Origin of the sequence: Pseudomonas fluorescens (assembly GCF_902497775.2) — a bacterium.
Classification (GTDB): Bacteria; Pseudomonadota; Gammaproteobacteria; order Pseudomonadales; family Pseudomonadaceae; genus Aquipseudomonas; species Aquipseudomonas putida_F.
This window is the reverse complement of the sequence record NZ_OZ024668.1, coordinates 1,695,401-1,708,446: the sequence shown is the minus strand read 5'-3', so window position 1 is coordinate 1,708,446 and position 13,046 is coordinate 1,695,401. Positions and strand designations below refer to the sequence as shown.

General features: G+C 64.8%; 12 protein-coding genes. 10 read left to right on the top strand and 2 right to left on the bottom strand.

All coding sequences use genetic code 11. The annotated features are described in order from the left end of the window. Positions 1 to 14 precede the first annotated feature (14 nt). From F8N82_RS07920 to F8N82_RS07890, 7 genes are all read left to right on the top strand, one after another. Complete coding sequence (locus tag F8N82_RS07920; RefSeq protein ID WP_038994711.1) at positions 15 to 686, top strand: class I SAM-dependent methyltransferase; 672 nt, start codon at positions 15 to 17, stop codon at positions 684 to 686. A gap of 35 nt (positions 687 to 721) precedes the next feature. After that, positions 722 to 940 (top strand): DUF4287 domain-containing protein, encoded by a 219-nt coding sequence (locus F8N82_RS07915; protein WP_038994710.1) that lies wholly within the window; start codon positions 722 to 724, stop codon positions 938 to 940. 423 nt (positions 941 to 1,363) lie between these two features. Then, positions 1,364 to 2,029 (top strand): ABC transporter ATP-binding protein, encoded by a 666-nt coding sequence (locus tag F8N82_RS07910; RefSeq protein WP_038994708.1) that lies wholly within the window; start codon positions 1,364 to 1,366, stop codon positions 2,027 to 2,029. Beyond that, positions 2,029 to 4,482: an ABC transporter permease gene (locus F8N82_RS07905; protein WP_038994707.1), complete on the top strand. Its 2,454-nt coding sequence runs from the start codon at positions 2,029 to 2,031 to the stop codon at positions 4,480 to 4,482. The genes F8N82_RS07910 and F8N82_RS07905 overlap by 1 nt, the downstream gene beginning before the upstream one ends. After that, positions 4,472 to 5,536 carry a lipocalin-like domain-containing protein gene (locus tag F8N82_RS07900; protein WP_038994706.1) on the top strand — a complete coding sequence of 355 codons (1,065 nt, stop codon included), beginning with the start codon at positions 4,472 to 4,474 and terminating at the stop codon, positions 5,534 to 5,536. The genes F8N82_RS07905 and F8N82_RS07900 overlap by 11 nt, the downstream gene beginning before the upstream one ends. Before the next feature lie 122 nt (positions 5,537 to 5,658). After that, positions 5,659 to 6,051: a GFA family protein gene (locus F8N82_RS07895; protein ID WP_038994705.1), complete on the top strand. Its 393-nt coding sequence runs from the start codon at positions 5,659 to 5,661 to the stop codon at positions 6,049 to 6,051. Positions 6,052 to 6,274: 223 nt separating this feature from the next. After that, entirely contained in the window at positions 6,275 to 7,303 is a 1,029-nt protein-coding gene (locus tag F8N82_RS07890) for a DUF1176 domain-containing protein (protein ID WP_052251427.1), read from the top strand. 1 nt (position 7,304) lies between these two features. On the opposite strand, the gene F8N82_RS07885 is transcribed toward F8N82_RS07890, so the two are convergent. Further along, positions 7,305 to 8,234 carry a LysR family transcriptional regulator gene (locus tag F8N82_RS07885; protein WP_038994703.1) on the bottom strand — a complete coding sequence of 310 codons (930 nt, stop codon included), beginning with the start codon at positions 8,232 to 8,234 and terminating at the stop codon, positions 7,305 to 7,307. A gap of 139 nt (positions 8,235 to 8,373) precedes the next feature. On the opposite strand from F8N82_RS07885, the gene F8N82_RS07880 reads away from it, so the two are divergent. Next, positions 8,374 to 9,501, top strand: coding sequence for an alkene reductase (locus F8N82_RS07880; RefSeq protein WP_038994702.1), 1,128 nt, complete (start codon positions 8,374 to 8,376; stop codon positions 9,499 to 9,501). A 178-nt stretch (positions 9,502 to 9,679) separates the two neighbouring features. Continuing rightward, complete coding sequence (locus tag F8N82_RS07875) at positions 9,680 to 12,031, top strand: TonB-dependent receptor (RefSeq protein ID WP_224793781.1); 2,352 nt, start codon at positions 9,680 to 9,682, stop codon at positions 12,029 to 12,031. A 102-nt stretch (positions 12,032 to 12,133) separates the two neighbouring features. Here F8N82_RS07875 and F8N82_RS07870 read toward each other — a convergent pair whose 3' ends face one another. Then, positions 12,134 to 12,616: a VOC family protein gene (locus F8N82_RS07870; RefSeq protein ID WP_038994699.1), complete on the bottom strand. Its 483-nt coding sequence runs from the start codon at positions 12,614 to 12,616 to the stop codon at positions 12,134 to 12,136. 78 nt (positions 12,617 to 12,694) lie between these two features. Here F8N82_RS07870 and F8N82_RS07865 point away from each other — a divergent pair, with 78 nt between their 5' ends. After that, positions 12,695 to 13,045 (top strand): hypothetical protein, encoded by a 351-nt coding sequence (locus F8N82_RS07865; protein ID WP_038994697.1) that lies wholly within the window; start codon positions 12,695 to 12,697, stop codon positions 13,043 to 13,045. Position 13,046 lies beyond the last annotated feature (1 nt).

The window sequence follows — 13,046 nt, the reverse complement described above, 5'->3', positions numbered from 1 at the left end:
AACCGGAGACCGCGATGCCTGGCCCCGAAACCGAACTTCTGCACAGCTGGCAACACAACGCCCACGCCTGGATCGACGCCGTTCGTGGTGGCGCCATCGAAAGCCGCCTCAAGGTCACCGACCAGGCCATACTGCTGGCAGTGCTCAGCCGCCAGCCCGAGCGCGTGCTGGACCTGGGCTGTGGCGAGGGCTGGTTGTTACGGGCGTTGGCCGAACGCGGCATCGACGCCGTCGGTGTCGATGGCGACCCGACCCTGGTCGAGGCAGCGCGGGCAGCCGGCGCGGCGCAGGTGCACCTGGCCAGTTATGCAGCACTGGCACAAGCCGAGGTGGATGTTGGCCGCGACTACCCGCTGATCTGCGCCAACTTCGCCCTGCTGCACCAGGACATCATCCCCCTGCTCGCCGCCATGAACGCCCTGCTCGCCCCCGACGGCGCCCTGGTGATCCAGACCCTGCACCCGTGGACGGCCGCTGCCGGCAATTATCAGGACGGCTGGCGGCAAGAGACCTTCGCCGGCTTCCAGGGCCAGTGGCAACCCATGCCCTGGTACCTGCGCACCTTGTCCAGCTGGGTCAATGCCCTGGACATGGCGGGGTTCAGGCTGGTCACCCTGCAGGAGCCACAGCATCCGCAAAGCCCGCTGCCGCAATCATTGTTGTTGGTAGCCGAGCCTAGAGACTGAAGACCATTGCACCCACGTAAAAGGAACCACACGCCATGAGCGAAGAGACAAAAGTAAAAGGGCCAGCGTCGTACTTCCCCTCCATCGAGAAGAAATACGGCCAGCCCGTCAGCCACTGGCTGGAGCTGATCGGCACCGTCAGCGGCAAAAAACATATGGAAATAGTCGCCTGGCTCAAAGCCGAGCATGGCTTGGGCCATGGCCATGCCAACGCACTGGTGGCGTACTTTCTGGCGGGCGCCAAAAACAGCTGACGATACGCCCACCCGCGTACCGGCCGCTAGCCAAGCGGGGTGGAGGGGGTCTTGTCATACGCCGGAAAGTCGCTTCGGTACTCTCCCCAGTCCATGTACGCATAGTATTGGCTCATTGCATCGAAATGACTCTCAGCATCGACTACCCACACCAGCCTTGCTTCAGGGCCCAACAGCGCCCGCGCACTGTCACCGCCAGGCCCAGCCTGGCAGAAGGTTTGACAGTCGTCCGGCTCCATCCAGAGTTCATGTTTCATGCTCAACGCTCGCCTGAAAATCAGCTATATGGTGCACGAGAACGCCTGCATATGGCCACTCGCGGTACTGTAGGGGCGGGCTTGCGCCGCGATCCATATTCGTGCAAAGCCTGACAACACTGCTATTCCTGTACCCAGGTCCGCGCTTGCAAGGAATACCCGCCCAATGCTGGTCGTCGAACAACTGCACAAGTCTTTCAGCACCGCCCAAGGCCCGCTACCGGTGCTGCAAGGCGTCGACTTGCGCCTGGCCCAAGGCAGCAGCCTGGCGTTGATGGGTGAGTCCGGCAGCGGTAAAAGCACCCTGCTGCACCTGGTCGCCGGCCTTGATCGCGCCGACAGCGGGCGCATCCTCATTGATGGCCAGCCCCTCGACAGTCATTCGGAATCGGCCCTGGCGCGCTGGCGCCGGGAAGGCATCGGCCTGGTGTTCCAGCAGTACAACCTGATCAGCAGCCTCGATGTGGCGGCCAACCTTGCCTTTCAGGCCAGGCTGGCGGCGCGGCTTGACCGCCAGTGGCTGGACTACCTGGCAACTCGCCTGGGGCTGGCCAGCCTGTTGCAGCGCTACCCGGAGCAACTCTCCGGTGGCCAGCAGCAGCGGGTCGCCATCGGCCGGGCGCTGGCCGCCCGCCCGGCGCTGGTGCTGGCTGATGAGCCCACCGGCAGCCTCGACGAGCGCAGCAGCGATGAGGTGCTGTCGCTGATGCTGCAACTGGTCGCCGAGGCTGGCAGCAGCCTGTTGATGGTGACCCACAGCCCTCGCCTGGCGGCGCGCCTTGAGCAGTGCTGCGTCCTGCACGCCGGGCGTGTGCAGGTCGAGGCGCGCTGATGAGCCCGCTGCTGATTACCCTGCAGGCGCTGCTGAGCCACTGGCGGCGGCATCGCTTGCAGTTTTTCAGCATCTTTACCGGCTTGTGGCTGGCCACCGCGCTATGGACCGGAGTGCAGGCGCTCAACAGCCAGGCCCGGGCCGACTACGCCCGCGCCAGCGCCGTGCTGGCCGGGCCGGCGCAAGCGCAGCTGGTGGCGCGCAGCGGTGAGCGCTTCGCGCAAACGCTGTACCTGCAACTGCGCACGCTCGGCTGGCAGCTGTCGCCGGTGCTGGAAGGTCGCTTGCGCTTTGCCGGGGAGCAGCCGCTGACAGTACGGCTGATCGGTATCGAGCCGCTGAGCCTGCCAGCGGCAATGACCGTCGCCGGTACTCCTCTGCAGGGGTTCGACCTGCAGGCATTCATCGGCACGCCCGGACAAGCCTGGATCGGCCCCGATACCCTGCGGCAACTGCGGCTGGATGCCGACGGGCAAGCGATCAGCAGTGACGGCCAGGTATTGCCGCCGCTGGTTGTCCAGCCGCAGTTGGCACCGGGGGTGATCGTGGTGGATATCGGCCACGCGCAAGCGTTGCTGCAAGCACCCGGACAACTGTCGCGATTGCTGTTGAGCGAACAGGCCAGGCCTCTGCCGGCAGACATCGCCGAGCGCCTGACCCTGCAAACACCCAGCGACGACGGCGACCTTCAGCGCCTGACCGACAGTTTTCACCTCAACCTCACGGCGCTGGGCCTGCTGGCCTTCGTCGTCGGGCTGTTCATCGCCCACGCCGCCATTGGCCTGGCCCTCGAACAGCGCCGCGGCCTGATTCGCAACCTGCGCGCCTGTGGCATCAGCTTGCCCACCCTGTTGACTGGCTTGGCGCTGGAGCTGGGTGTTTTCGCCGTACTTGGCGGCCTGGCCGGGGTTGCCAGCGGCTATGGGCTGGCCGCCCTGCTGCTGCCCGATGTCGCCGCCAGCCTGCGTGGCCTGTACGGTGCCCAGGTTGCCGGGCAACTGAGCCTGCCGGCCTGGTGGTGGCTGGCAGGCATTGTGGTGAGCGTGCTCGGCGCCTTGCTCGCCGGTGCCAGCAGCGTGCTGCGCGCCGCCCGCTTGCCGCTGCTGGCCCTGGCCCAGCCGCACGCCTGGCGCATGGCCCAAGGGCCCTGGTTGCGCCGCCAGGCACTGGCCGCTGCAGTCTTGCTGCTGGTAGCGCTGGGTTGCTGGCAATGGGGCAACAGCTTGACCAGCGCCTTTATCCTGCTGGCGACGCTGCTGTTGGCGGCAGCGTTACTGCTCCCTGCCCTGCTCGATGCCGCGCTGGCCTGGTTGGCGCCGCTGTGTCGCGGGCCGCTGGCGCAGTGGTTTGTCGCCGACAGCCGCCAGCAGCTCCCGGCGCTGAGCCTGGCGCTGATGGCGCTGCTGTTGGCATTGGCCGCCAGCGTTGGCGTGGGCAGCATGACCGAGGGCTTTCGCAAGACCTTCAGCGGCTGGCTCGATCAGCGCCTTTCTGCCGACCTTTACCTCACACCGCAAGGTACGACGCAGGCCCTGCAGATCAGCGAATGGCTCGCCCGACAACCGTCAATCACTGCCCTGCTGCCCAGCTGGCGTGCAGAAATACGCGTGCAGCAGTGGCCCGTGCAGGTCCAGGGCATCATCGATCACCCCGCCTACCTCGCGCGCTGGCCATTGCTGGAACAAAGCCCGCAGGCCTGGACGCAACTGGCCAGTGGTCACGCAGTCATGCTCAGCGAGCAACTGGCCCGGCGCCTGCGCCTGCACCTGGGCGATCCCCTGCAGGTAGCCCATCAAACCCTGACCGTCGTCGGCATCTATGCCGACTATGGCAACCCCAAGGGCCACCTGCTGGTCAATGCCGGCTGGCTGCGCGAGCACGTGCCGCAGGCGACGCTGAGCAACATCAGCCTGAACCTTGCACCCGAGCGCATTGCCGCGCTCAAGGCGCAACTGCAACAGCACTTCACCCTGGACGACAGCCGCGTGGTCGAGCAAGCCACCTTGAAGCGCTGGTCTACCGAGATTTTCAACCGTACCTTTGCCGCCACCACGGCGCTCAACAGCCTGACCCTGGGCGTCGCGGGCATCGCCCTGTTGATCAGCCTGCTGACCTTGAGCCAGAGTCGCCTGGGCCAGTTGGCGCCGCTCTGGGCCCTGGGCGTTCGGCGCACACAGCTTGCCTGGTTGTCGCTGGGCCAAACCCTGATGCTGAGCAGCCTGACCGTGCTGCTGGCAATCCCCTTGGGGCTGTTGCTGGCCTGGTGCCTGGTGGCAGTGGTCAATGTCCAGGCTTTCGGCTGGCGCCTGCCACTGCATGTGTTTGCCGTACAACTGCTGCAACTGGCAGCGCTCGGTCTGCTGACCAGCCTGCTGGCCAGCGCCTGGCCGTTGTGGCAACTGGCGCGGCGCCAGCCCAGCGAGCTGTTGAGGCAATTTGCCGATGAAACCTGACCTCTGCCTGTGGATCGGCCTGTTGCTGCTGAGCGGTTGTGACCAGCCTGCGCCAACGCCCAAAAGCTTTGCCGGGCTGGGTCAGGACGCCGCGGCCTTCAGCCAGGTGGCGCGCAATCATCCGTTGCTGTTCCCCCTCGACCACGCTGCCCACACCGGCTTTCGCATCGAGTGGTGGTACGTCACCGCCAACCTTACCGACAGCCAAGGCCGTGACTGGGGCGCGCAGTGGACCTTGTTCCGTTCGGCCTTGCGCCCCGGCCCGGAAACCACCGGCTGGAACAGCCCCAACCTGTGGATGGGCCATGCCGCGCTCACCGGCCCCGGCGGCCATCAATCCGCCGAAACCCTGGCGCGCGGCGGCATCGGCCAGGCGGGCGTGAAAGCCCAGCCGTTTCGCGCCTGGATCAACGATTGGGCGTTGCAAGGCAGCGACGACATCGGCCGCCTGCAAATGACCGCCAACGGCAAGGGCTTCGGCTACACCCTGAACCTGGTCAGCAGCGGCCCGCTGGTGCTGCATGGCGCCCAGGGCTACAGCGAAAAGTCCGGCAAGGGCCAGGCGTCGTACTATTACAGCCAGCCGTTCTACCAGGTCAGCGGCGAGGTCGAACGCAACGGCCAGCGCGTGGCGGTTACCGGCAACGCCTGGCTCGACCGCGAATGGAGCAGCCAGCCCCTGGCGGCCGGGCAGTCGGGTTGGGACTGGTTCTCCCTGCACCTGGACAGCGGCGCCAAACTGATGCTGTTTCGCGTGCGCGAGGCCCAAGGCGCGCCCTACCGCGCAGGTACCTGGATCAGCGCCGAGGGTAGCGCCCAGGCATTGCAGGGTGAACAGATCCAGCTCCAGGAGCTGGCCTGGAGCAAGCAGGACAACGGCCGCAAGGTGCCAACCCGCTGGCGTGTGCAAGTGCCGGAGCATGGCGTGGATGTACAGGTCGATGCCCTGGAGGCAAAAGCGTGGATGTCTACGCGTTTTGCGTACTGGGAAGGGCCAGTGCGTTTGAGTGGAAGCGTGAGCGGCAAGGGCTACCTGGAAATGACCGGGTACTGACGTTGGAGGAGTGAGCTTGCCTCGCGATGACCTGCTTTCAGCCACATCGCATCGCGGGGCAAGTCGAGGCGTCGCACCGTCGCTCCCACACCCTGCCATGAACACACAAGAGGAGCTCCACCATGGACCATTTCACCGGCGGTTGCCTGTGCGCCAACGTGCGCTTTGCAGCCTCGGGACGCCCCTACCGGGTCGGCCTGTGTCACTGCCTGGACTGTCGCAAGCACCACGGCGCACTGTTCCACGCCTCGGCGATTTTCCCCGAAGACGCGGTCAGCATCGAGGGCGAAACCCGTGACTACGCCGGGCGCTATTTTTGCCCCCGTTGCGGTTCGTCGGTGTTCGCCCGCTCAGGCGATGAAATCGAACTGAACCTCGGCTCACTGGATGACCCAAACCTGCTCACGCCCACCTACGAAAGCTGGACCATCCGCCGCGAATCCTGGCTACCGCCCTTCCCGCTCAGCCACCACTACGAAAAAGATCGCGACCCGTCGGGGCGCTTCGAGGACTAGGCGCTCAGCTGTCGCTGCATCCCCTGCGACATCAGGCTGGAACTCTCTCGCAGTGGCTCCGGAGCGCCAACTGGCAGGAAGCCATGGGCCTTGTACAAGCGCATCGCCGGGCTATCGGCGAGGGTCACGCCCAGGCCAACCCGGCGCACCGCAAAGTAGCTGCCAGACTAACACCAAGGTGCGATCATGCCGCCCTTCATCGACACCGCAGGATCAACCCACGATGTTTTCAGCAAGATGGACCTGGCTGGCCCTTACTCTAACCCCCGTCCTGAGCCAGGCCGCAACCGCGGAACCGGTGCCCCTGACCCGGGTGTTCCAGGACTGGCGGGTGGCCTGCGACAACACCCGCCGCTGCACCGCGGTGTCGGGCAGCACCGACAACCCGGGGATGGGCCTGTACATCGTGCGCGAAGCCGGCGCCAAGGGCAGCACCCGGGTCAGCGTGATCAGCTACGACGACGTCGCCCTGCGTTACGAGTTTCACCTCGATGGCCGCCCCACCGAACAATGGAAATACGGCTCGAAGGGGCGTGAGTACTATTACCTTGAGGGCGACGCCGCCATTGAGAAGCTGCGCGAGCTGCGCAACAGCGACACCCTGAGCTCCAACAGCAACTTTGGCGAACGCCGGGTATCGCTGCAGGGCTTGAGCGCCACCCTGTTGCTGATGGATTCGGTGCAGGGTCGCATCGGCCACCCCAGTGCCTTGGTGCGCCCTGGCTACCAGCCGGACAGCCGCGTGCCACCCGCCCCGGCCATTCCCAAACTGCCACGCTTTACCCTGGCGCCGGCCTTGAGCGACGCCGAGCAACAGGTCATCGGCAATGTCGCGATTGCGCGTAGCCAGCAAGAGCTGAGCCAGGGCCCCAATGAAAGCTGGCAAGTCCAGCCTGATGTTTACCCCCTGGACCCGAACCATGCCCTGGTACGCCTGCGCTATGACTGTGCCGACGATGGCTGCCAGCACATCTTCTATCGCGTTTCACGCAGCCAGCCCTATGAGGCGATCCCGTTAGCGCTCAACGCGCCTGCCGGGGTACCGTTCACCTTGGACCTGTACGGGAACATCGATTTCAACCCGGTCAGCGGCCAGTTGAAAATGCGCCGCGACAGCGGCAAGGACTGCGGCGAAAGCTCGATCTGGCAATACGACGGGGCGGCCATGCAACTCAAGGATTACCGGCAGATGTGGCACTGCGAGAGCATCAACGAGGAATACTGGCCGGTGACCTGGCGCGCCAAGGGTTGAGTCAAGCGCCCAGATCATCCCAATACGGCGGCGTGCCGATGGCGTCGAGAAAGTAGTCCCATACCCGCCGCACCTTCTGCGAACGCAGGCGGTTTTCCGGGGACAACAGGTGGATCTGGCTGGGCGTCGCCTCCACCGCGCCTTGCCAGTCCGGCAGCAACTGCACCAGGGCCTTGCTGGTAAAGCTCTGCTTGCTGAACAGCCAGGACGGAAAGAACACGATGCCCCGTCCGGCCAGGGCCGCCTCTACCAGCACCTGGGCATTGTTGCTGCGCAGCGGTCCGTGCACATCAACCACCTCGACGATATCGCTACCTGGGCGGCGCAAGTGCCAGCGCTGCGCCCCGCCGGTGCCCTTGTAGACCAGGCAACAGTGCTGGCGCAGGTCCTGCGCGGACGTTGGCTGGCCATGTTTGTCGAGGTAGTCGGGGCTTGCGCACAGCACATAACGCTGGGTGCAGATCTGCCGCCCGATCAGCCCCGAATCCTGCAGATGGCCGACACGGAAGGTGATGTCGGCGCCCTCCTGCACCGGGTCGATATAGGCATCGGTGGCCGTCAGTTCCACGGTCAGTTCCGGGTACTGCTCATGCAAGCCATTGAGCAGCCGGACGATGTGCAGGTGGGCGAAGGCCACCGGCGCGTTGACTCGCACCAGGCCGCGAATGTCGCCGGCCTTGCCGCTGATCGATTCGTCGGCGGCATCCAGCAGCTCCAGCACTTCGCGAATCTGCAGGTAATAACGCTCGCCGGCCTCGGTCAGCTTGACCGCGCGGGTGTTGCGGTACAGCAACTGCTGCCCGACCTCGCGCTCAAGTGCCGCGATAAAGCGCGACACCGACGAGGCCGGCACCTGAAAGTGCCGGGCGGTGGCCGAGAAGCTGCCGGTCACCGCCACCATGGCGAAAAAGCGGTGGGCTTTAAGGTGCATGGCCAGCTCCTGAACGGGAAATCCGCCCAGTATAGGCGCTCATATTGCCGCTGCAGCAATAGTGTTTTGCCTTTAGCCTTGATTGTGGCTATTTTCGCAAAATTCTAGGATGGCGCCATTCCACTGAGAGGCCCCACTTATGAATGACCTGTTTGCCCCCTATGACCTCGGCCCACTGCAGCTGAGCAACCGTTTCGTCATGGCGCCGATGACCCGCTCGCGCGCCCCTGAAGACATCGCCACCGAACAGATTGCCCTGCATTACACCCAGCGCGGCACCGCCGGTTTGATCGTCTCCGAAGGCACGCCCATCTCCCGCGAAGGCCAGGGTTACCTGTTCAACCCGGGCATCTTCAACGAACAGCAGGTCCAGGGCTGGAAGCTGGTAACCGACTCGGTGCACAGCGTCGGCGGCAAGATCTTCGCCCAGCTGTGGCATGTCGGCCGGGTGTCGCACACCTCGATCCAGCTCGATGGCCAGGCCCCGGTCAGCGCCACCAGCAAGGTCGCCCAGGGCGCGATTGCCTTCGGCTACACCGACAGCGGCGAGCCAGGCTTTGTCCCGACCTCGACCCCGCGCCCGTTGAGCACCGAAGAAGTCGGCCGGGTGGTTGCGGACTTCGCCCAGGCCGCAGCCAATGCGATTGCCGCAGGCTTCGACGGCGTGGAAATCCACGGCGCCAACGGTTATCTGATCGAGCAGTTCCTTAATCCGCTGGTCAACGACCGCAGCGACCGTTACGCCGCCGACACCCTGGAAAACCGTCTGCGCTTCGTCTTTGAAGTGGTCGATGCGGTGGTCAACCGCATCGGCGCCGACAAGGTCGGCATCCGCATCTCGCCCTACGGTCAACTGTTCGACATGCCGATCTACCCACAAATCGACCAGACCTACTCGGCCCTCTGCGCCGGCATGGGTGAACGCGACATCGCCTATGTGCATGTGATGGACCAGACCCACTTCTTCCTTGCCAGCGAAGGCGCCGTGGCCCAGGAACAGGCACTGCGTGAGCTGCTGGCGCACTGCAAGGCGCAACTGGGCCAGACCGCGCTGATCCTGGCCGGTGACATGACCCTGGAGCGTGCCCAGGACCTGGTGGACGCCGGCTTGATCGACCTGGCGGGCTTTGGCCAGCCGTTCATCGCCAACCCCGACCTGGTCGCCCGGCTGAAGAACGGTTGGCCGTTGACCACCCCGGACCGCGACACCTACTACGGTGGCGGCGCCAAGGGCTACCTGGACTACGCCCCGTACACCGAGGCCTGAACAGCGAGCAGACCTGCCATAGTCATGCGTGGCATTATTTGCGAAAACCTCTGTCCCCTTTTGTTCGCTCGCTTGTCATCAAGGGCATGTGAACCCAAAAGAGAGCGCAACAATGCCCGCACTGACACGCCACCGAACGCGCCTGGCGTCTTCGTTTTCGTCCCCTTCCCTGTGCCTGATGCTGGGCCTTGCGTCGTTGGCCCCGCTCGCGGCGCTGGCCGACAGCGCCAGCCGCAGCTACCAGGTTGCGGCTGGCGACCTGGGCACGGCGCTGACCCGTTTTGCCGCCCAGGCCGGGGTCAGCCTGTCGGTGGACCCGGCCCTGGTCAATGGCCGGCGCAGTGCTGGTTTGAACGGCAGTTTCAGCGTTGATGAAGGGTTTGCCCGGCTGCTGCAGGGCTCTGGCCTGCAACTGCAACCGGTGGCGGCGGGCGCCTATACCCTGGTGCCGGCTGCGCAAAGTGGCGACGCCTTGGAAATCGCCCCGACCAGCATCCTCGGCGCCCACAGCGGCGGCGACGACGATGGCCAGCGCTATGCCGGTGGCCAGGTCGCGCGTCGAGGGTCGCAAGGCCTGCTGGGCTCGCGGGACTTCATGGAAACGCCCTTCAGCATGACCACCTACACCAGCGAGGCGATCAAGGGCCAGCAGGCGCGGACCCTCGGCGACCTGATCGCCAGCGACCCGTCGGTGCGCGCCACCAACCCCGCCGGTGGACGCTTCGAGCAGTTCACCATTCGCGGCTTCAGCCTGTTCAACAGCGATGTGGCCTACAACGGCCTGTACGGTATCCTGCCGACCTATTCCATCGACATGGAAATGGCCGACCGCGTCGACATCATCAAAGGCCCCAGCCAACTGATCAACGGCATCTCGCCGCGAGGCAGCGTCGGCGGCGGTATCAACGTGGTGCCCAAGCGCGCCAGCGACACGCCGATCACCGAGTTCACCGGCAGCTACGCCTCCGACAACCAGGTCGGCGGCGCCGTCGACATCGGTCGGCGCTTTGGTGAGGACGGCAAGTTCGGCCTGCGCTTCAACGGCGTCAAGCAAGCCGGCGACACCAAATGGGACCACCAGAGCGTCGACCGCGAAATGGCCGTACTCGGCCTGGACTTTCGCGGTGAGCGGTTGCGCCTCTCCACCGATATCGGCCATACCACCCGTGATACCGATGCGCCCCAGGAGCGGGTGATCGTCGGTGCCAATGCCAAGGTGCCGGACGCAGGCGACGTGCGTCGCAACTACGCCCAGGCCTGGAGCAAGGCACGCACCAACGATACCTTCGGCACGCTCAACGCCGAGTTCGATATCAACGATTCGCTGATGGCCTACGGCGCCGTCGGCGCGCGCAAGAGCAACCACGATTTCCTCCGGCATAACGTACCGGTCTCCAACGATGCCGGCGACTTCAGCGTCCAGCCGCGCGACTTCACCCGCGACGAGAACGTGCGCACCGCCACCGCTGGCCTGCGCAACTGGTTCGCAACCGGCCCGGTGAGCCACGAGGTCAACCTGGCCGCCAACTACTTCTACATGGACTTCGAAAACGGTGGCGGACGTTATGCCGCAGGCCCGAGCAACCTCTACAACCCGCGCCCGACCCCGACGCCCGGCACGTTGCTGCGTTCGGACCCCAAGGTTTACACCGAGAACCGCTTCAGCGGTGTAGCGCTGTCCGACACCCTGGGCTTTTTCGACCAGCGCCTGCTGCTGACCCTGGGTGCGCGCTGGCAGCGGGTCCAGGTCGATGACTGGAGCGATGGCATCAAGGGCGACACCGCCTATGACGAGGAGAAGGTCTCGCCCTCGGGCGGCATCCTGTTCAAGCTCACCGACCAGCTCTCGCTGTATGCCAACTACATGGAGGGTCTGAGCCAGGGCAAGATCGCCCCGTCGACCTCGATCAACGAAGACCAGATCTTTGCGCCGTTCATCAGCCGCCAGGTGGAAGTCGGCGCCAAGTACGACCTGGGCAACTTCGCCCTGACCGCCAGCGCCTTTCGCATCAAGCAGCCGGCCTACGAGACCAACGCCACTACCCGGGTGTTCGGGCCCAATGGCAAGCGCGAAAACAAGGGCGTCGAGCTCAACGTGTTCGGCGAGCCGCTCAAGGGCTTTCGCCTGCTGGGTGGGGTGATGTACATCGACAGCGAACTGACCGATACCGTCGGCGGCAGCTTCGACGGCAACCGCGCCCCGGCCACACCGCAATACAACGTCAGCCTGGGCGCCGAGTATGACGTGCCTGCCCTCTCCGGCTTCACCCTGACGGCCCGTGGTATCCACTCAAGCTCGCAGTACCTGGACCAGGCCAACAGCAAGAAGATCGACGGCTGGGAGCGTTACGACCTGGGTGCGCGCTATGCCTTCAAGGTCGACGACAAGGACATCACCCTGCGCGCCAGCGTCGAGAACGTGCTGGACGACCGCTACTGGGCCTCGGCGGGTGCTTCGGATGACAGCGAGGCGGGGCTGACCCTGTCGACGCCGCGAACGTACCTGGTGTCAGCGACCCTGGGGTTTTGACCTGCACAGCTTCGCACTCGATCGCGGGTCAAGCCCACTCCCACACACTGTAGGAGCGGGCTTGCCCCGCGATGAGGCCCGTCCAGACAACACATTGGGTTGCTACTCTCCCCTGACCGCCGCCTCAATCATCGCAATATCAATCTTGCGCATCCCCATCATCGCCTCGAAGGCGCGCTTGGCCGCAGCACGGTCTGAGCTGGTCACCGCCTCGACCAGCACCCGTGGTGAGATCTGCCACGACAGCCCCCACTTGTCCTTGCACCAGCCACAGGCGCTTTCCTGGCCGCCATTGCCGACAATGGCGTTCCACAAACGATCGGTTTCGGCCTGGTCTTCGGTGGCCACCTGGAACGAGAACGCCTCACAGTGCTTGAACATCGGCCCGCCGTTAAGCCCCACGCAGGGGATGCCCAACACGGTAAACTCCACGGTCAGCACATCCCCCTCCTTGCCTGAGGGAAAGTCGCCCGGCGCCCGGTGCACCGCACCGACCTTGCTGTCGGGGAAGGTTTGCGCGTAAAAGGTCGCAGCCTCCAGCGCGGTGCCGTCGTACCAGAGGCAGAGGGTCGTTTTATGGCTCATCCTGGTTCTCCACGGTTGGTGAATGGCAGGTTGAGTCTAGTCAGGAAGACAGTGGACATACGTGAGGATTTTTACAGCATGAGCCGAATCAGCATTGCCTGCGCCTCACCCTGCAGTGACCTGGAAATCGCCAAATTTCTGCATCAACGCTTGAAGATGTCGATCAGCGGCGCACGCCAACTGCTGGCCAGCGGCGCCCAGGGCTTTTTCTTCAGCGCCGAACTCTATGGCAATGATCATGTCCAGCGCGACCAGGACATCCGCGACATCCTGGCCTTCTTCCGGCAAAGACACCTGCCCCTGCTGCTCGTTGAAACCGACGAGGGCCAGGCACCGCAGACGCTGCCTGCAGACGACCTGGAGCAGTACTCAATCGCCGAAGAGCACCTGCTGAACGCGCTGGATGCAGCCCGTGGGCATTACTTCTAGC